The sequence below is a fragment of the Streptomyces sp. NPDC006687 genome (assembly GCF_040636215.1).
Taxonomy (GTDB): domain Bacteria; phylum Actinomycetota; class Actinomycetes; order Streptomycetales; family Streptomycetaceae; genus Streptomyces.
Map to the genome: position 1 here is coordinate 25,293 of NZ_JBEYJJ010000027.1, position 18,020 is coordinate 43,312.

Below are 18,020 nucleotides of genomic sequence, written 5' to 3' on the forward strand. Positions count from 1 at the left end.
CCCCCGAACGTACCCGGGAGGCCCCGGCCTGCCGGAGCTGCCGGGGATGCAGGGGATGCCGGGACGTTTCGGGGCGCCGGGACGGTCGGGGATGCCGGGGCGCCTCGGGGCGCCGCGACGGCCGGGGCCGCCGGGGCCACCGGGGCCGCCGGGGGCCCCGATACGCCGGCCTCGCCGTTCGAGCCCTACCTCGACGGGCTGTTCACCTACTGCCTCTCCGTCCTGTGCGACCACGACGCCGCCACCGAGGTGCTCGGCGACGTCCTCGCCGTCGCCGACCGGCACCCCGGCCGGTGCCCCGACGAGGGCGGCCGGCGGGCCTGGCTCTACGCCCTCGCCCGCTGGGCCTGCCTGCGCCGGCTGGCCGAGCAGCGGCGCGCCCGCCAGGGGGCGCACTCCGCCCGGCGCACGCCGGAGCACACCGACCCCGAGCGTGCGCCCCGGGCGCAGGACCCGCTCGACGTGAGCGCCTACCGCCGTACCGAGCTCGCCCGTCTCGCCTGGCCGGAGGCCGCCGGTACCACGCCGGAGCAGCGCGAGGCCCTGGAACTCGCCGTCCGCCACCGCCTCGGCGTCAGCGAACTCGCCTCCGTCCTCGGCACCGCCGCCGGCGCCGCCCGCGAGCTGCTCCTGGCCGCCGCCTGCGAGGTGGAGCGCACCCGGGCCGCCCTCGCCGTCGTCGAGACCGGCAACTGCCCGGCCGTCTCCCGCCTCACCGGCGAAGACGGCGACCGCGACGTCCTGCTGTCCAGCACCCTGCGCGCCGAACTCGTCCGCCACGTCGACGACTGCCCCCGCTGCCGCCGCGTCGCCGAACGCGTCGGCGCCACCTCTCCCTGGCCCGGCTCCGGCGGTCTGCACGCCGCGCTCCCCCTCGTCGCCGCCCCCCGTGGCGCCGTCCGCGCGGCCATGCTGCGTTCCGGCCGGCGGCGCGGCGGCCGGCCGGGCCCGCGCTTCGACCGCACCGGCTTCCCCATGGACCCCAAGGACCGCGCCGCCCGGCGCGACCGGCTCCGGGCCCGGGCCGTGACCACCACCGTCGTGGCCACCGTCGTCGCCGCCCCCGTCATCGCCCTGTGGGCCGCCTACCGGGGCGCCCCCACCATCGGCGAACCCGTCGGCGACGGCACCCGTATCTCCGCCGGCGAGGCGGAGTTCCCGCCGCCGCTCATCGACGGCCGCCCGCTGACGGCGTACGAGAACACCGGCAACACCGCCCGTACGACCGGCGAACCCGGCTTCGCCACCGGCACCGCGGCCCCCGACGTCTCCGTCGCGGTGATCAGCAGCGGCGCCCCCGCCACCCCGGAGGCCGCCGGCCCCGGCTCCCCCGGCCGGCTCACCGTCTCCGCCATCACCCGGGGCGGCACCACCCTGCTCACCCTCAGCGCCTCCGGCGGCAGCCCCGTCGACTGGCGGCTGTGGTGCGACGCGCCCTGGCTGCGCGCGAGCCAGACGGCGGGCACCCTCGCCCCCGGGGAGTCGGTCACGCTGCGGATCACCGTCGACGCCGAGGCCCAGCCCGTCGGCGCCTGGAGCGCCCGCGTCGGCCTCGACCCCGGCGGAGCGGTCGTCTCGATCCAGGGCCGAGGCCGCCCCGCGCCCGACCCCGACCCGACCCCGCCCGCCCCGGACCCCACCCCGACACCGACGCCGACCCCCACACCGACCCCGACCCCGCCGGCCCCCGACCCCACTCCGGCCCCGCCGACGCCCACCCCGACGCCGTCGCAGCCCACGGAGCCGGCACCGTCGGGCGGCCCGGGAGGAGGAACGGTTACCCCGGACCCGGCACCCTGAGGGGGTGCCGGGCCGGCCGGGCTACGCCGGGTCCGCCGGGTGCGGGGCCATCGGCAGCAGTGACGCCAGCCGCGCCTCGCACAGCTTCACCAGCTCCGCGTACGCCTCCGGCCCCATCAGCTCCGTCAACTCCGCCCGGTACGACACGTACACCGGGTCACCGCCCCCGTGCGCGGAGGTCGCCGACGTGCACCACCAGTGCAGATCGTGACCGCCCGGCCCCCACCCCCGCCGGTCGTACTCCCCGATTGACACCTGGAGGATCCGCGTGTCGTCCGGCCGGTCGATCCACTCGTACGTACGCCGGATCGGCAGCTGCCAGCACACGTCCGGCTTCGTCTCCAGCGGCTCCTGCCCGCTCCTCAGCGCCAGGATGTGCAGCGAACAGCCCGCCCCGGCGGGGAAGCCGGGCCGGTTCAGGAAGATGCACGCCCCGTCCCAGCGGCGGGTCTGCTTCTCCCCGTCGTCGTCGAACTGCGTCCAGCCGCTCTCGCTGCCGACGTCGTGGAACTGCCACAGCTCCGGGGTCAGCCGCGCCACGTGCCCGGCGACCCGCTGCTCGTCGTCCTCGTCGGAGAAGTGCGCGCCCAGCGTGCAGCAGCCGTCCGCGGCCCGGCCCGCCTGGATGCCCTGGCAGCCCTGGCCGAAAATGCACGTCCAGCGCGAGGTCAGCCAGGTCAGGTCGCAGCGGAAGACCTGCTCCTCGTCGGCGGGGTCGGGGAACTCCACCCAGGCCCGGGGGAAGTCCAGGCCCTTCTCGTCCGCCGCCGCCTTTCCCTTGCTCTTCTTCGGCTCGTTCTTGCTGGCCTTCTTCGTATTTGGCACAAAGCCAAGCGTAAGCGCCCCTTACTCCACTGCCCCGCGTTCGGCCCAGTAGCGTTTCCCGTATGAGACTCGGTGTCCTGGATGTGGGTTCGAACACGATCCATCTGCTGGTGGTGGACGCGCACCCCGGCGCGCGCCCGCTGCCCGCGCACTCCCACAAGGAGCAGCTGCGCCTCGCCGAGCTGCTCGACGAGCGCGGTGCGATCACCCCGGAGGGCGTCGAGCGCCTGGTTTCGGTCATCGGCGAGGCCGTGCAGGCCGCCGAGGACAAGGGCTGTGAGGACGTGCTGCCGTTCGCGACCAGCGCGGTGCGGGAGGCCCCCAACGCCGACGAGGTCCTGGCCCGCGTCAAGGCCGAGACCGGCGTGGAGCTGCCGGTGCTCAGCGGGGAGGACGAGGCCCGGCTGACCTTCCTCGCGGTCCGGCGGTGGTTCGGCTGGTCGGCGGGCAAGCTGCTGGTCCTCGACATCGGCGGCGGCTCGCTGGAGATCGCGTTCGGCATCGACGAGGACCCCGACGCCGCCGTCTCCCTCCCGCTGGGCGCGGGCCGCCTCACCGCGGCCTGGCTGCCGGGCGACCCGCCGGACCCGGCGGACGTGAAGGCGCTACGGCGGTACGTGCGGGCGCAGATCGCCCGCTCCGTCGGCGAGTTCAGCCGCTTCGGGGCCCCGGACCACGTGGTGGCCACGTCGAAGACCTTCAAGCAGCTGGCCCGCATCGCCGGCGCGGCGCGCGAGGCGGACGGCCTGTACGTCCAGCGCGACCTGACGCGGAAGTCCCTGCAGGAGTGGGTCCCCCGCCTGGCGACGATGACGACGGCGGAACGTTCCACCCTCCCGGGCGTCTCCGACGGCCGCGCCTCCCAGCTCCTGGCGGGCGCCCTGGTGGCGGAGGCGGCGATGGACCTCTTCGGCGTGGACACCCTGGAAATCTGCCCCTGGGCCCTCCGCGAGGGCGTCATCCTCCGCCGCCTGGACCACCTGCCGTAGGGCGCCGGGGCCCGGGTACGGGTCCGCGCGGCGCGCGGCCGGCGACACACCCCGCTCACGACGCGCCGGGCCCGCCGTCTCCCTCGGCGAGGGGGCGGGGTGGCCGGGGGCCGGACAGGCCGGGCATCCGGGCCGGCCTCAGCGGTGGCCGGGGCCTCCCTGCGCCGCAGATCGCTGCGCGCTTCTCCCGTCTCGGCGGCTGCGGGCCGTCTTGGGGGCGCTTGACGTGCGGCTTCACCGATCAGCCGCCCACCGCCTTGCTCGGATCGTCCAGCCAGGCGTACTGGTGGTGCGGGTCGACGGTGATGCCGAAACGGGTGATGTGCGGGCGGTCGTGGAGCTCGTACCAGGTGAACGCCGCTGTCACCTCAGCCCACAGGTCGCGGGGGCCCCAGGAAGTGACCGCGCCGTCCTCCCACCAGTCGGCGTAGCGGACGATGGTGGCGGATGTGCCTGCCTCGTCGACGAACTGGATCTTCCGGTCGGCGCCTTCGCTACGGTGGGAGAAGGAGACGTCCGGTACCTGGAGTCCGATGGCGAAGTCTTGGAGGTATCCGCCGGACAGGACCTGGTCCGGCGCGATCGGTGATCTGCGGCTCGTGGACTCCTCCGGGACGTGAAGTTCGACGGTCGGCCGGTCGGCGCGGACCCACATGTACGCGGAGGAGCCGATGAACCGCCCTTGGGCCTGACCACCGTGGACGGTGAGGCCCAGCAGGCCCGCGTTGCTGTAGGCCGTGCCGAAGGGTGTCAGGATCTGTCCCCCGTCGTGGGTCTGCTCGACCCATGAGTGGGGGACCCGGCGGACTGCGGCTGTGCTGATCACCCGGTCGAAGGGGGCCCGGTCCGGGGCGCCGAGGAGGCCGTCCCCCGGGATCACCAGCGGTGCGTAGCCCTGGGATTCCAGGGTGACGGCGGCTGTGGCGGCCAGGGTCTCGTCGACCTCGACCGTGGTCACCCGCTCGGCGCCGACACGTTCGCTGAGCAGGGCGGTGTGGTAGCCGGAGCCGGTACCGATCTCCAGGACGGCGTGTCCGGGGTCCAGCTGGAGGGCGGTGAGCTTGCGCATGACGATGTCGAGGGCCGACACGGACGATGTGAACTCGCCCGTAGCCGGGGCCGTCGGCGTGGCGCCGTCGTTCAGCTGGGTCACCACCGACTGGTGGGGGTTCCAGACCGCCCGGCGCCAGGCGTCCGGATCCGCGCGGCGATCCACGAAGGTCCACAGGCCCTCCGGGTCCTGGACCGGGAGCCAGAGGGCCTCCGGGACGAACGCCTCCCGGTCCACGCTGTCGAAGGCCCGTGCCAGCCAGGGTGAGCGCAGTAACCCCGCGGTGAGCAGGGCCTCGCGGCAGATCTCCCGGTTCACTTCTTGCCCGGCGGCGGAGGGGGAGGGGAGGACGGCTGGGGGGCCGGCCGGCTGCCGTCCGGGCTGCCGCCTGTCGGGGGCGGCGTCCACGGCTTGTCCTCGGGAGGTCCGTTGTGCTTGCCCATGAGGGTCTCCTGTGGGGTTGAGGCAACGGCCCAGCCGTATCCGCAGAGTCGGCAGCGGCCATGGGGCCGCCGTATGGGGTTGACACCCCGTGCGGTGCCGGGTGGCGTCGCCGTGACCAGCACGATACGAAGGCCGCGGGATTTCGTCCGGCCGGTTGCGGTGGATTGCGCAGAGCTGGACGCGGATTGATTCCCGCTGGTCAGGCGGGAGCAATCGCGTGGCGTGCGCGGGCTATCAGGCGGTGGGCCTTCGGGCCGTACGCGGCCGCGGAGTCCAGGGCGTCCCACACCCGTCCGTACAAGTCGAGGTCGTCGGCCGAGTCGTAGGTCAGCTCGGTGTTGATGGTCTCGACGATGACGCGTTCCTCGTCGAAGATCCAGAACCCGTGCTTCGGGGTGAGGGGCAACGGGGTGCCCAGCGGCACGATGCCGAGTTGCACCGTGTTCATGCCGATCAGCCCGGCGAGGCGGTCGAGCTGGCCGGTCATGACCTCGCACGGGCATACGAGTGCGTGCAGGGCGCCTTCCCACAGCAGAACGCGGAAGAGCTTTCCGGATTCGTACAGCACTTCCTGGCGGCGCATCCGAGCCGCGACCGCTGCCTCGGTGTCACGGGGGGACCTCATGAGCACACTGTTCGCTGCGAACAGGTGCCGGGCGTAATCCGGTGTCTGGAACAACCCAGGGATGACCGTTGCCTCGTATCCGCGCATCGTGGCGGTGCGCTGGTATTCCACGACATAGCGGTCCTGCACGGGACGGTGTCCCGCGGTCAGCTGGCGGCGCCAGGAACGCTGCTGGGAATTGAGGCCCCGCAGACGGCTCCTCAGTTCCTCAGCCTGTTCCGGTACCCCTGCGGCAGCCGCCCAGGCGTCGGTGTCGGCCTCTGTGGCGGTCTGGTTGCCGTTCTCCAGCCTGGACACCTTGGAACGCTGCCAGCCGAGACGGGTGGCGAAGTCCTTTCCGTTCATGCCGGTCCCGGCGCGCAGCTCCCGCAGCCGGGCGCCGAGGGCCAGCCTGGCGTTCTGGAAGTCGGTGGTCACACGGACGAACGTACCTGCGCCCATACCTCGGCAGAAGGAGAAGCCGCGTTCCAGGCACGGTCGCGGGCCCGGCACGCGGCGAGCACGTCGGCCGGGTCCTCGATGAGCTCGACGCCTGTGGTGACGTCGGCTTCGTCGATGTGGAAGCGGACCAGGATGCGCGAGTCGAACAGCCAGAAGTCGTAGTCGGGCAGTTCCAGCCGTACTGCCTCCGAGCGGCTCAGTACGCGGATGTCCTCGCCCGCGTCCATGTTTCCCGCCGCGCTGGCCATGAGGAAGCGCTGGCCGTCCGTGGGCGGGTCATCGATGAGCCGCACCCGGGAGAAGAGGGCACCCCGTGCGGCCTTTTCCCGGACGTTGACGTTCCACGGGTTGTCGGGCTGAGGTTCTGGATGGGTGCCGCGCATGAACGCCTGGAATCGTTCGCCCTCCCGGTCAGACGCGTACCCGCGGCGGGTCTCCAGTCGGAACGCGGTCAGTTCGAACTCGGTGAACAGGTGCGTGATCTCGTCGAACGGGACAGGCACGGTCACTCCTTCGGAGCGAAGCGGGTGAGGAGCGCACGCGGGATGACGACGAACGTCTCGTGCTCACCGACGTCACGCAGCTGAGCAAGGTGCGTGGGATCGGTCAGCCTCTCGCCCTGGACGACGATGTCGCCGGTTTCCTCGACCTCGTAGAGGGTCGGGCAGTTGCCGTGCTCCGAGGTGGTGCCGATGAACCGCAGGGTCATGGCGGACTCCGTCCTGACTGAGGGGCTTCAGGATGCTGCCCACGACGGCGCGCTGGGAGCGGATTGCCGCGGATTGCCGGATCCCGTCGCGGCTGGCCGATTGCACGCAACGAGCTCGTTTCCCCCGGGCGGCGGGCCGCAGGCGGCGGCCGCCAGGCGGTGTGAAAAGTATGACGAGAGCCGGTTCGGGTGTCCGGGTGGTGGTGGGGGGACCGTAATCTGGCGGGGTGGTCCGTAATCCGAGCAGCCGTGTGCCGAAAGTCGCCCTGTCCACCGCCTCCGTCTACCCGGAGACCACGGCGACGGCCTTCGAGATCGCCGCGCGCCTCGGGTACGACGGTGTCGAGGTCATGGTCTGGACGGACCCGGTCAGTCAGGACGTCGAGGCCCTGCGCCGGCTGTCGGACCGCCACGGGGTGCCGGTCCTCGCCGTGCACGCGCCGTGCCTGCTGATCACCCAGCGGGTGTGGTCCACCGACCCCTGGACCAAGCTCCAGCGGGCCCAGGCCGCCGCCGAGAAGCTGGGGGCGTCGACCGTCGTCGTGCACCCCCCGTTCCGCTGGCAGCGCCAGTACGCACGTGACTTCGTCAGCGGGATCTGGCGGATGGCGGACGAGACCGACGTCCGCTTCGCCGTCGAGAACATGTACCCCTGGCGCTACCGCGACCGCGAGATGCTCGCGTACGCGCCCGAGTGGGACGTGACCAAGGACGACTACCGGCACTTCACCGTCGACCTGTCGCACACCGCCACCGCCCGCACCGACGCCACCGCCATGATCGACCGGATGGGCGACCGCCTCGCCCACATCCACCTCGCCGACGGCAACGGCTCCGCCAAGGACGAGCACCTGGTCCCCGGACGCGGTACGCAGCCCTGCGCCGAGCTGCTGGCCGGGCTGGCCCGCAGCTCCTTCGACGGGCACATCGTCATCGAGGTCAACACCCGGCGCGCCATGTCCGCCGCCGAGCGCGAGGCCGACCTCGCCGAGGCGCTGGCCTTCACCCGCCGCCACCTCGCCGCCCCGTCCGGGGGACACCGGTGACCGAGCCCGTCAGGCGGCGGCGCGGGCCCGGGCGGCCCCGGCAGGACGAGGCCGAGGAGGGGCCCGGCACCCAGGAGCGGATCCGCCTCGCCGCCCGCGAGGTGTTCGCCGAGCGGGGCTACGACAAGACCTCCGTGCGTGGTGTCGCGAAGGTGGCCGGGGTGGACCCGGCGCTGGTGCACCACTACTTCGGCAGCAAGGACGACCTCTTCGCCGCCGCCATCGAGGTCTCCCTGGAGCCCGCCCTGGTCGTCCCGGCCGTCGTCGGCGAGGGCCCGGACGGGATCGGGGAGCGGCTGGCCCGCTACTTCCTCGGCGTGTGGGAGAACCCGGCCACCCGCGCCCCGCTGCTGGCGGTGATCCGCTCGGCGCTCACCCACGAGGCGGCCGCGAAGGTGCTGCGCGGGCTGATCCTGCGCCGGGTCCTGGAACGGGTCGCCGCCGACCTCGACGTCCCGCAGCCCACCTTCCGGGCGGAGCTGGCGGCCTCGCACCTGATCGGGATCGCCTTCGTGCGGTACGTGGTCCAGGTCGAGCCCCTCGCCTCCGCCGACCCGGAGGAGATCGTGGCGCTGGTGGCCCCGACGCTCCAGCGCTACCTCACCGAGGCGTGAGCGCCCCGGCGGCCCTGAGGGCGTGACCGAGGAGCGATCCGGCCGTCCCGCGATCCGGACACGGCGTCCGGATCGCGGGCGGTGGGCGTAGCCTCGTAACCGAGCCATATCCACATTCGCGGCCTGCCGTACGCACGGCCGCACCCATGGGGAGTGAAACCGCATGCCCGAGCTGAGGTCCCGCACCGTCACCCACGGCCGCAACATGGCAGGCGCTCGTGCGCTGATGCGCGCGTCGGGCGTAGCGAGCGAGGACATCGGCAAGCCGATCATCGCGGTCGCCAACTCCTTCACCGAGTTCGTCCCCGGCCACACCCACCTCGCCCCGGTCGGCCGCATCGTCTCCGACGCCATCCGCGCCGCCGGTGCGATCCCGCGCGAGTTCAACACCATCGCGGTGGACGACGGCATCGCCATGGGCCACGCCGGAATGCTGTACTCCCTGCCCTCCCGCGACCTGATCGCGGACAGCGTGGAGTACATGGTCGAGGCACACTGCGCCGACGCGCTGATCTGCATCTCCAACTGCGACAAGATCACCCCGGGCATGCTGATGGCCGCCCTGCGCCTCAACATCCCCGTCGTGTTCGTCTCCGGCGGCCCGATGGAGGCCGGCCAGGCCACCCTCGTCGACGGCACCGTCCGCAAGCTGGACCTGATCGACGCCATGGTGGACGCCTCCAACGAGAACGTCTCGGACGCCGACATCCTGCGCATCGAGGAGAACGCCTGTCCGACCTGCGGTTCCTGTTCGGGCATGTTCACCGCCAACTCGATGAACTGCCTCGCCGAGGCCATCGGCCTGGCCCTCCCCGGCAACGGCTCCGTCCTCGCCACGCACACCGCCCGCCGCGCCCTGTACGAGGACGCCGGCCGCACGGTCGTGGAGATCACCAAGCGCTACTACGAGGGCGGCGACGAGTCCGTCCTGCCGCGCAACATCGCCTCCCGCGAGGCGTTCGAGAACGCCATGGCCCTGGACATCGCCATGGGCGGCTCGACCAACACCATCCTGCACCTGCTGGCCGCCGCGCAGGAGGCGGGCCTGGACTACGACCTCAAGGACATCGACGCCGTCTCGCGCCGCGTCCCCTGCCTGGCCAAGGTCGCCCCGAACGTGGCCCCCGGCGGCACGTACTACATGGAGGACGTGCACCGCGCCGGCGGCATCCCCGCCATCCTCGGCGAACTGCACCGCGGCGGCCTCCTCAACAAGGACGTCAGCACCGTCCACTCGAAGGGCCTGGAGGACTGGCTCGCCAAGTGGGACGCCCGCTCCGGTACGGCGAGCGAGGAGGCCATGGAGCTGTGGCACGCGGCCCCCGGCTGCAAGCGCTCCGCCACCGCCTTCTCCCAGTCCGAGCGCTGGGACAGCCTCGACCTCGACGCCGAGGGCGGCTGCATCCGCTCCGTGCAGCACGCCTACTCCAAGGACGGCGGCCTCGCCGTCCTGCGCGGCAACATCGCCGCCGACGGCTGCGTGGTGAAGACGGCCGGCGTGGACGAGTCGATCTGGACCTTCGAGGGCCCGGCGGTGGTCTGCGAGTCGCAGGACGAGGCCGTCGACAAGATCCTCCGCAAGGAGGTCAAGCCGGGCGACGTCGTCGTCATCCGCTACGAGGGCCCGCGCGGCGGCCCCGGTATGCAGGAGATGCTCTACCCGACCTCCTTCCTCAAGGGCCGCGGCCTCGGCAAGGTGTGCGCGCTGGTGACCGACGGCCGCTTCTCCGGCGGCACCTCGGGCCTGTCCATCGGCCACGCCTCCCCGGAGGCGGCCTCGGGCGGCGACATCGCGGTGGTCGAGGACGGCGACCGGATCCGCATCGACATCCCGAACCGGTCGATCGAGCTGCTCGTGGACGAGGCCACGCTGGCCGCCCGCCACGAGGCCCTCGGCGGCGTCTACGCCCCGAAGAACCGCGAGCGGACGGTCTCGGCGGCGCTGCGCGCGTACGCGGCGATGGCCACCAGCGCCGACAAGGGCGCGGTCCGCGACGTCTCCAAGCTGGGCTGAGCCCGGACCCGGCTCACCACGCGGCCGGGTCGCGGGTGTCCAGGGCGAAGACCGTGCCGTCGGGGGCCGAGGCGTAGACCCGGCCCCCGACGGCGACGGGCGCCGGGAGGGTGGCGCTGAAGGTGCCCTGCGCGGCGGCCATCCGCGGCTTGGTCTGGCCGAGGAGCCGCCCGGCGGCGGCGTCGACCGCCAGGAGCCGGCCGTCCCCGGCCAGCAGGAAGACGCGCCCGTCGGCAACCACGGGCCGGGAACCGCTGGCGGCCCCCGTCTCCGTCCGCCAGGTCTCGCGTTCGGCCCCCACCGCGACGAGCCCGCCGCCGGTGCCGAAGGCGTAGACCGTGCCGTCGGGGGCGGCCGTGGCCTCGGCGTCGAACAGCGGGGCCGGCAGCTGGACCCGGCGCACCGTACGGGTCGCGGCGTCCACCCGTACGACCGCGACGGCCTTCCCGGCGGGGTCGCTGTCCAGCAGGTGCACCGCGCCACGGGCGGTGCCCACCGGCCGCAGCCGACCCGTCACCCGGGTCTGCCAGCGCACCGAGCCGCTCTGCGGATCCACCTCCGCGAGCTGCGTCGAGGTGCCGTCGGCGGCGGCCGAGGACACGTAGAGCACGGGCGGTCCCGAGGGCCCCGGCCCGCCCCACCACACCGAACCGGTCCCGCCGATCGGCCGCGCCCAGCGCTGGGCGCCGGTGGCCCCGTCGAGGCCGGTGACCTCGCCGTCGGCCGCCACCGTGACCACGTACGGGCCCGCGGCCACCACCTGGGTGCCGCCCGGGAGCGGGCGCTGCCAGCGCTCCTTGCCCGTGGCGGGGTCCAGGGCCTGGAGCCGCTCGCTGCCCGGTACCACCACGAGCACCGACCCGCCCGCGTGCAGCGGGGCGCCGACGGCGGTGACCTCCCGGCCCGGGGCCTTCGCGGCCACCGACCAGCCCACCGCGCCGTCGGCCAGGGCCAGCCGGGCGGCGGCCAGGCCCCGCCCGGAGCAGTACAGACCGGCGGCATCGGCCGTACAGGAGACGGGGGCACCGCCCGGGGTGACGGCCCACGGCGAGAAGGGCGTCCCCGCCGACGCGGACGCCTTGGCGACGGGCCCTCCCGAACCCGGACCGGAGCCGGAGCCGAACTGGAGGTAACCGCCCACCGCCCCCGCCGCGAGCAGCACCCCGGCCGCCACCGCCGCCGGCACCCGCCTCCGCCGGGGCGAGCGGGGCGCATCCGGTTCAGCGGTACCCAGATCCCGCCGATGAGTGAGCTCCCCGGCCTCCTCCACCGCCTCCGGCCGCCGAGGCTGCGGTATGAACGCCTGCGTGTCCTCGTTCGTCGGGTACGCCAGGGCCCGCATCTGCGCGATCAGCGCCTCGGCCGTCGGCCGCTCGGCCGGGTCCTTGGCCAGGCAGCGGGCCACGACCGGCACCAGCCGGGCCGGCAGCCCGGTCAGATCGGGCTCGCTGTGCACCACCTGGTACGCCACGAGGTAATGGCTGTCGGAGTCGAACGGCCCCCGCCCGGTCGCCGCGTGCACCAGCACCGCGCCCAGCGCGAAGACATCGGCGGCCGTGCCGACCTCCCTCGGCCGCTGGAACTGCTCCGGCGCCATGTACGGCGGGGTCCCGATCAGCTTGCCGGTCTCCGTCCGCAGGTCGCTGTCGGCCGGGCGCGAGATGCCGAAGTCGATGACGCGGACCCCGTCCGGCGCCATCAGCACGTTGCTCGGCTTCAGGTCCCGGTGCACCACCCCGGCCCGGTGGATGTCCCGCAGCGCCTCCGCCAGCCCGGCGGCGAGCCGGGTCAGCTCGACGGGATCCAGCACCCGCTCCCGTACCCGCTCCGACAGCGTCGGGGCGTCGATGAACAGGGTGGCCATCCAGGGCCGTTCGGCATCGGGATCGGCGTCGACGACGGGCGCGGTGAACGCACCGCTCACCCTCCGCGCGGCCGCGACCTCCTGCCGGAACCGCGCCCGGAACTCGGGGTCCACCGCGTGCTGCGCGTGCACCACCTTGACGGCGAGTTTCAGCCCCGAACTGGAGGTGGCCAGGTGGACGACGCCCATGCCGCCGGAGCCGAGCACCGATTCGAGCCGGTACTGGCCGGCGTATTCCGGGAACCCGGCGTAGTCCGCGCGCTGCGACCGCACCGCTCACCACCCCCGCCGGAGCCTAGTCGATGGCCCGTGCGAACATCCAAGGGCTCGCTGCCCCGCGCGCGTTGCGCGGAGCGACACCCATGGGGGGAGATTCCACATGTTCGCAGAGAACCTGTCCGTAGAGAACGTTTCCAGCCAGACCGAGAGCCTCGCGGCCGCCGACGCCGGCTTCCCGACCTATCCGACCGCCCCGGGCTACCGGGTCAACATCCGCAGCGGCCCCGGCACGGACTACGCGGTCATCGACGCCGTGCCCGTCGGCGGTTCGGTCACCATCCGCTGCCAGTGCCCCGGCACGACCGTCTCGGGCCCGTACGGGACGACGGACCTCTGGGACTGCATCGGCAACGGCCGCTTCGTCTCCGACGCCTACGTCCACACCGGCTCCGACGGCTACGTCGCCGGCCGCTGCGGCTGAGGCCGGTCACCGGACGGTCACCCGTTCTGGCAGGTGAGACACCCCCGGCGGTCCACGCCGCCGGGGAGCATAATCGCCGGTGTGAGCGAAGAGCAGCGAGACCAGACCGCCCCCGACGCCCCGGCCGGACCGGACGCCGGGCCGCAGCCCGAGCCGATCCGGTTCTTCGGCACCACCTGGGTGGACCACGGCAACGGCTACGCCCTGCGCCGCGCCGCCGTCGCCGCCGGCTCGCTCCTCGCCGCCGCCGCCGGCGCCTACCTCCTGCGCCTCGCCTACGAGGGCCTGGAGATCGGCAACGTGGGCCCGTTCCTCAGCATCTCCGTGCTGGTGCTCTTCGGGGTCGCCACCGCCATCGCCTTCGCCAAGACCTGGGAGTCCTTCGGCCGCCGCCCCGCCCCGTCCTCCGACGAGGCCGCGCTCAAGGGGCTGAAGACCATCGGCTTCATCGGCTCCCTCCTCGCGTACTTCGTGCGCAGCCTCACCGAGGCCCCCGGCGAGAAGCTCCACCGCACCGAGTACGAGCACGCCCTCGCCGAGTACGACCGCCGCCGCAGCGCCCGTACGGGCAACCCGGCCGCCCGCCGCCGCCCCAAGCGCAAGAAGTAACCGCCCGCTCGATTGACGCCCGGCACCCCCGGGAGCATTATTCATCGCATGATGAATAACTCGCCGGAGGGTCCGCCCCCGGCCGTCCACGCCCGCGGCCTCACCGTCCGCCGCGGCGCCGGCCGCGCCGCCCGCACCGTCCTCGACGGCATCGCGTTCGACGTCCCCCGCGGCCGCATCACCGGCCTCCTCGGCCCCTCCGGCTGCGGCAAGTCCACCCTCATGCGCACCGTCGTGGGCACCCAGGCCCACGTCAGCGGCACCCTCGACGTCCTCGGCCGCCCCGCCGGCCACCCGGAACTGCGCTCCCGCGTCGGCTACGTCACCCAGGCGCCGTCCGTCTACGACGACCTCACCGTCCGCCAGAACCTCGACTACTTCGCCGCCGTCCTCGACCCCGGCCGGGCAGCCGCCGACCGCCGCCGCGCCGCCGTCGCACAGGCCATCGCCGACGTCGACCTCACCAGCCACACCACCGCCCTCGCCGGCCACCTCTCCGGCGGCCAGCGCAGCCGCGTCTCCCTCGCCGTCGCCCTCCTCGGCACCCCCGAACTGCTCGTCCTCGACGAACCCACCGTCGGCCTCGACCCGGTCCTGCGCCGCGACCTGTGGAACCTCTTCCACCACCTCGCCGCCACCCGGGGCACCACCCTCCTCGTCTCCTCCCACGTCATGGACGAGGCCGAGCGCTGCCACGACCTGCTCCTCATGCGCGAAGGCCGCATCCTCGCCCAGGACACCCCCGAAGCCCTCCGCGCCCGCACCCACTGCGACACCGTCGAAGAAGGCTTCCTCCACCTCGTCGAACTCCCCCAGGAGACCCAGCGATGAACGGCGCCCGCACCCTCGCCACCGCCGCCCGCGTCCTGCGCCAGCTGCGCCACGACCCGCGCTCCCTCGCCCTGATGCTGCTGGTCCCCGTCCTGATGCTGACCCTGCTGCGCTTCGTCTTCGACGGCAGCCCGCGCACCTTCGACAGCATCGGCGCGTCCCTCCTCGGGATCTTCCCCCTCATCACGATGTTCCTCGTGACCTCCATCGCCACCCTGCGCGAACGCACCTCCGGCACCCTCGAACGCCTCCTCGCCCTGCCGCTCGGCAAGGCCGACCTCATCGGCGGCTACGCCCTCGCCTTCGGCGCCGTCGCCCTCGTCCAGTCCCTCCTGGCCACCGGCCTCGCCCTCTGGCTCCTCGGCCTCGACGTCGTCGGATCGCCCTGGCTGCTCCTCCTCGTCGCCCTGCTCGACGCGCTCCTGGGCACCGCCCTCGGCCTGTTCGTCTCCGCCTTCGCCGCGTCCGAGTTCCAGGCCGTCCAGTTCATGCCGGCGGTGATCTTCCCCCAGCTGCTGCTCTGCGGCCTCTTCGCGGCGCGCGACACCATGCACCCGGTCCTCGAAGCCGTCTCCGACGTGCTGCCCATGTCCTACGCCGTCGACGGCATGACCCAGGTCCTCACCCACACCGACATGACCGCCGGCTTCGTCCGCGACGGCGCCGTCGTCGCCGCCTGCGCCCTGCTCGTCCTCGCCCTCGGCGCCGCCACCCTCCGCCGCCGCACCCCGTGACCGCGCCCGCCCCGGCCCGCGCCCACGGAGCGGACACCCGCCCCGCCGATCACGGCCCGGTGCGAGGATGAGCCCGTACGTCTCCACGTTCGTTCGGCGAGGTGAATCGGGCATGACCCAGACAGTCGCAGTCCTCGGTACCGGCAAGATCGGCGAGGCCCTGCTCAGCGGGATGATCCGCGGCGGCTGGCCGGCGGCCAAACTGCTCGTCACCGCCCGCCGCCCCGAGCGCGCGGCCGAACTGCACACCCGCTACGGCGTCGAGGCCGTCAGCAACGCCGAAGCCGCCAAGCGCGCCGACACCCTCATCCTCACCGTCAAGCCGCAGGACATGGGCAAGCTCCTCGAAGAGCTCGCCCCCCACGTCCCCGCCGACCGCCTCGTCATCAGCGGCGCCGCCGGCATCCCCACCGCCTTCTTCGAGGAGCGGCTGGCCCCCGGCACCCCCGTCGTCCGCGTCATGACCAACACACCGGCCCTCGTGGACGAGGCCATGTCCGTCATCTCGGCCGGCAGCCACGCCACCGCCGGACACCTCGCCCACGCCGAGGAGATCTTCGGCGGCGTCGGCAAGACCCTGCGCGTCCCCGAGTCCCAGCAGGACGCGGCCACCGCCCTCTCCGGCTCCGGCCCGGCCTACTTCTACTACCTCGTCGAGGCCATGACGGACGCGGGCATCCTGCTCGGCCTGCCCCGCGCCCAGGCCCACGACCTCATCGTCCAGGCCGCCATCGGCGCCGCCGTGATGCTCCGCGACAGCGGTGAGCACCCGGTCAAGCTCCGCGAGGCCGTCACCTCCCCGGCCGGTACGACGATCAACGCCATCGTCGAACTGGAGAAGCACGGCGTACGGGCGGCCCTCATCGCCGCCCTCGAAGCCGCCCGCGACCGCAGCCGCGAACTCGCCTCCGGCAACAGCTGACGCCGACGGGACGGGGGCCCGGCTGCCGGGCCCCCGTCCCCGTCTCACGGGGCCAGCAGCCCGATGGCCTCGTACGCCCGGTCCACCACCGGCCGCGCGATGCCCCGCGCCCGCCCGGCCCCCTCCCGCAGCACCCGCTCCACCTCGCCCGGATCGGCCGCCAGCCCGGCGTGCCGCTCCCGCAGCGGCCGCAGCAACTCCACCACGGCCTCGGCGACATCCCGCTTCAGCGGCCCGTACTGGGAGTACTGCGCGGCCAGCTTCTCCGGCTCGCCCCCCGTACAGGCGGCCAGGACGTCCAGCAGGTTGGCCACCCCGGGCCGCGCGGCCCGGTCGTAGACGACGCCGTCCTCACCGCTGTCGGTCACGGCCCGCATCACCTTCTTGGTGATCACCGCGGGCTCGTCCAGCAGATAGACGATCCCGGCGCCGTTCTCACTGGACTTCCCCATCTTCGAGGTCGGGTCCTGGAGGTCCATGACCCGCGCGCCCACGGCCGGCAGCGTCACCCGGGGCACGGTGAAGGTCTGCCCGTACCGCTGGTTGAACCGCACCGCCAGGTCCCGGGTCAGCTCGACGTGCTGCCGCTGGTCCTCGCCCACCGGCACCTCGTCGGCCCCGTAGGCCAGGATGTCGGCGGCCATCAGCACGGGATACGTCAGCAGCGACAGCCGTACGCCCTGCCCGGCCGCCTCCGCCTTCGCGGCCTTCTCCCGGTACTGGATCATCCGCCGCAGCTCCCCGTCGGTGGCGGTGCACTCCAGCAGGTAGGACAGCCGGGTGTGCTCGGCGACGTGGCTCTGGACGAAGAGGGTGCACCGCCGCGGATCCAGCCCGGCGGCGAGGAACAACGTCGCGGCCTGCCGGCTCAGCCGGCGCACCCGCGCCGGATCGTGCTCCACGGTCAGGGCGTGCAGGTCGACGACGCAGAACAGCGCGTCGGCGGGCGCGTGCTCAGCCGCGACCCACTGCCGCAGGGCCCCCAGGTAGTTGCCCAGCGTCAGGTGCCCGGACGGGGTGATCCCGCTGAAGATCCTCGTCATGTCCTGTCTCTCCCTCATGTCCTGCGGTGTGGGTGCCGGGACCGCCGCCTGGGGCGGCCCCGCCCCTCCCGCGAGGGGAGAAAACAGAAACGGCCGCCGTGGCGGCGGCCGTGAGCGCATGCGTGCTCGCGTGGATGGTCGGCCGCCGTCAGGCGGGCCACCAACGAAGGCTGAGCTCGGGTGCATGCGTGGTCATGGAGGCAGCGTAGCCCGCGGGGCCCGTGGACGGCAGGCGTTTCCCGGGGTTGACACGCCCGTTCCTGGTCCGTAAGGTTCTTCGAGTTGTCCGACGTGAGCTGCTGACCACGGTCGGTCCCCGGACAACCATCCCGCACTACACATTCGAACGAACGACGCACTCTGTCGTCTCGTTTTCATGCGTATTTGCGAATGAGGAATCCGCGTTCGAGGACGCAGCCGCCGATTGGCTTCGGGGGCAAAGGATCCGCTACTGTCTCACTCGCCGGAAGGGCCGAACAGCCCGGAACGCAATCCCCTCTGACTGGGAATCAGGCCCGAAAGGATCTGATAGAGTCGGAACCGCCGGAAAGGGAAAACGCGAAAGCGAAGGACCTGGAAAGCACCGAGGAAATCGGGCCCGAAAGGATCTGATAGACTCGGAACAGAACGAAAGCCCGGAGGAAAGCCCGAGAGGGTCAGTACAAAGGAAGCGTCCGTTCCTTGAGAACTCAACAGCGTGCCAAAAATCAACGCCAGAAGTTGATACCCCGTCCACTCCGGTGGATGAGGTTCCTTTGA

At 73.0% G+C, this 18,020-nt stretch carries 18 protein-coding genes; 10 read left to right on the top strand and 8 right to left on the bottom strand.

Annotated elements, in window-relative coordinates; translation table 11 throughout:
- Positions 1-198: 198 nt before the first annotated feature.
- A complete protein-coding gene (locus ABZ716_RS24015) occupies positions 199-1,800 on the top strand; it encodes a hypothetical protein (RefSeq protein ID WP_358961629.1) in 1,602 nt (533 codons plus the stop codon).
- Positions 1,801-1,821: 21 nt separating this feature from the next.
- Here ABZ716_RS24015 and ABZ716_RS24020 read toward each other — a convergent pair whose 3' ends face one another.
- Positions 1,822-2,625, bottom strand: a complete 804-nt coding sequence (locus ABZ716_RS24020; protein WP_358814439.1) for a hypothetical protein — start codon at positions 2,623-2,625, stop codon at positions 1,822-1,824.
- Positions 2,626-2,687: 62 nt separating this feature from the next.
- Between ABZ716_RS24020 and ABZ716_RS24025 the strand changes: the two genes are divergently transcribed.
- Positions 2,688-3,614 (top strand): Ppx/GppA phosphatase family protein, encoded by a 927-nt coding sequence (locus tag ABZ716_RS24025; RefSeq protein ID WP_351890230.1) that lies wholly within the window; start codon positions 2,688-2,690, stop codon positions 3,612-3,614.
- A gap of 241 nt (positions 3,615-3,855) precedes the next feature.
- On the opposite strand, the gene ABZ716_RS24030 is transcribed toward ABZ716_RS24025, so the two are convergent.
- The 4 genes from ABZ716_RS24030 to ABZ716_RS24045 form a co-directional block, all read right to left on the bottom strand.
- The gene (locus ABZ716_RS24030) at positions 3,856-5,073 is read right to left on the bottom strand and encodes a methyltransferase domain-containing protein (protein ID WP_358961600.1); all 1,218 of its coding nucleotides are present in this window, start codon (positions 5,071-5,073) and stop codon (positions 3,856-3,858) included.
- Between the two features lie 235 nt (positions 5,074-5,308).
- The gene (locus ABZ716_RS24035) at positions 5,309-6,151 is read right to left on the bottom strand and encodes a helix-turn-helix transcriptional regulator (protein WP_358961602.1); all 843 of its coding nucleotides are present in this window, start codon (positions 6,149-6,151) and stop codon (positions 5,309-5,311) included.
- On the bottom strand, positions 6,148-6,678 hold the full coding sequence (locus tag ABZ716_RS24040; protein ID WP_358961604.1) for a DUF6879 family protein: 531 nt from the start codon (positions 6,676-6,678) through the stop codon (positions 6,148-6,150). The genes ABZ716_RS24035 and ABZ716_RS24040 overlap by 4 nt, the downstream gene beginning before the upstream one ends.
- A gap of 2 nt (positions 6,679-6,680) precedes the next feature.
- Positions 6,681-6,884, bottom strand: a complete 204-nt coding sequence (locus tag ABZ716_RS24045) for a hypothetical protein (RefSeq protein WP_358961607.1) — start codon at positions 6,882-6,884, stop codon at positions 6,681-6,683.
- 227 nt (positions 6,885-7,111) lie between these two features.
- Between ABZ716_RS24045 and ABZ716_RS24050 the strand changes: the two genes are divergently transcribed.
- The 3 genes from ABZ716_RS24050 to ilvD all read left to right on the top strand — a co-directional run bounded on the left by ABZ716_RS24050 (position 7,112) and on the right by ilvD (position 10,558).
- The gene (locus ABZ716_RS24050; RefSeq protein ID WP_358961610.1) at positions 7,112-7,930 is read left to right on the top strand and encodes a sugar phosphate isomerase/epimerase; all 819 of its coding nucleotides are present in this window, start codon (positions 7,112-7,114) and stop codon (positions 7,928-7,930) included.
- Positions 7,927-8,544: a TetR family transcriptional regulator gene (locus tag ABZ716_RS24055; protein WP_358814441.1), complete on the top strand. Its 618-nt coding sequence runs from the start codon at positions 7,927-7,929 to the stop codon at positions 8,542-8,544. Before ABZ716_RS24050 ends, ABZ716_RS24055 begins: the two co-directional genes overlap by 4 nt.
- A 163-nt stretch (positions 8,545-8,707) precedes the next feature.
- Positions 8,708-10,558, top strand: coding sequence for a dihydroxy-acid dehydratase (gene ilvD, locus ABZ716_RS24060; protein ID WP_358814442.1), 1,851 nt, complete (start codon positions 8,708-8,710; stop codon positions 10,556-10,558).
- A 13-nt stretch (positions 10,559-10,571) separates the two neighbouring features.
- On the opposite strand, the gene ABZ716_RS24065 is transcribed toward ilvD, so the two are convergent.
- Complete coding sequence (locus ABZ716_RS24065) at positions 10,572-12,695, bottom strand: serine/threonine-protein kinase (RefSeq protein ID WP_358961612.1); 2,124 nt, start codon at positions 12,693-12,695, stop codon at positions 10,572-10,574.
- Between the two features lie 106 nt (positions 12,696-12,801).
- Here ABZ716_RS24065 and ABZ716_RS24070 point away from each other — a divergent pair, with 106 nt between their 5' ends.
- From ABZ716_RS24070 to proC, 5 genes are all read left to right on the top strand, one after another.
- On the top strand, positions 12,802-13,122 hold the full coding sequence (locus ABZ716_RS24070; protein ID WP_358961615.1) for a peptidase: 321 nt from the start codon (positions 12,802-12,804) through the stop codon (positions 13,120-13,122).
- 81 nt (positions 13,123-13,203) lie between these two features.
- Positions 13,204-13,731 carry a hypothetical protein gene (locus ABZ716_RS24075; RefSeq protein WP_358961617.1) on the top strand — a complete coding sequence of 176 codons (528 nt, stop codon included), beginning with the start codon at positions 13,204-13,206 and terminating at the stop codon, positions 13,729-13,731.
- A gap of 48 nt (positions 13,732-13,779) precedes the next feature.
- Positions 13,780-14,562 carry an ABC transporter ATP-binding protein gene (locus ABZ716_RS24080; RefSeq protein WP_358961619.1) on the top strand — a complete coding sequence of 261 codons (783 nt, stop codon included), beginning with the start codon at positions 13,780-13,782 and terminating at the stop codon, positions 14,560-14,562.
- On the top strand, positions 14,559-15,296 hold the full coding sequence (locus tag ABZ716_RS24085) for an ABC transporter permease (RefSeq protein ID WP_358814447.1): 738 nt from the start codon (positions 14,559-14,561) through the stop codon (positions 15,294-15,296). Before ABZ716_RS24080 ends, ABZ716_RS24085 begins: the two co-directional genes overlap by 4 nt.
- 112 nt (positions 15,297-15,408) lie before the next feature.
- The gene (gene proC, locus ABZ716_RS24090; protein WP_358814448.1) at positions 15,409-16,218 is read left to right on the top strand and encodes a pyrroline-5-carboxylate reductase; all 810 of its coding nucleotides are present in this window, start codon (positions 15,409-15,411) and stop codon (positions 16,216-16,218) included.
- 44 nt (positions 16,219-16,262) lie between these two features.
- Here proC and trpS read toward each other — a convergent pair whose 3' ends face one another.
- Positions 16,263-17,261 (bottom strand): tryptophan--tRNA ligase, encoded by a 999-nt coding sequence (gene trpS / locus ABZ716_RS24095; protein WP_358961622.1) that lies wholly within the window; start codon positions 17,259-17,261, stop codon positions 16,263-16,265.
- Positions 17,262-17,717: 456 nt separating this feature from the next.
- Positions 17,718-18,020, bottom strand: a 303-nt coding sequence (locus ABZ716_RS24100; RefSeq protein WP_358961624.1) for a hypothetical protein, incomplete at its 5' end; no start/stop codon positions are given.

What these genes read in the sequence shown, in the direction of transcription:
- ABZ716_RS24025 (WP_351890230.1), top strand. Translation starts at nt 2,688, where the DNA reads ATGAGACTCGGTGTCCTGGATGTGGGTTCGAACACGATCCATCTGCTG.
- ABZ716_RS24045 (WP_358961607.1), bottom strand. Translation starts at nt 6,884, where the DNA reads ATGACCCTGCGGTTCATCGGCACCACCTCGGAGCACGGCAACTGCCCG.
- ilvD (WP_358814442.1), top strand. Translation starts at nt 8,708, where the DNA reads ATGCCCGAGCTGAGGTCCCGCACCGTCACCCACGGCCGCAACATGGCA.
- ABZ716_RS24070 (WP_358961615.1), top strand. Translation starts at nt 12,802, where the DNA reads ATGTTCGCAGAGAACCTGTCCGTAGAGAACGTTTCCAGCCAGACCGAG.
- ABZ716_RS24080 (WP_358961619.1), top strand. Translation starts at nt 13,780, where the DNA reads ATGATGAATAACTCGCCGGAGGGTCCGCCCCCGGCCGTCCACGCCCGC.
- ABZ716_RS24085 (WP_358814447.1), top strand. Translation starts at nt 14,559, where the DNA reads ATGAACGGCGCCCGCACCCTCGCCACCGCCGCCCGCGTCCTGCGCCAG.
- proC (WP_358814448.1), top strand. Translation starts at nt 15,409, where the DNA reads ATGACCCAGACAGTCGCAGTCCTCGGTACCGGCAAGATCGGCGAGGCC.
- trpS (WP_358961622.1), bottom strand. Translation starts at nt 17,261, where the DNA reads ATGACGAGGATCTTCAGCGGGATCACCCCGTCCGGGCACCTGACGCTG.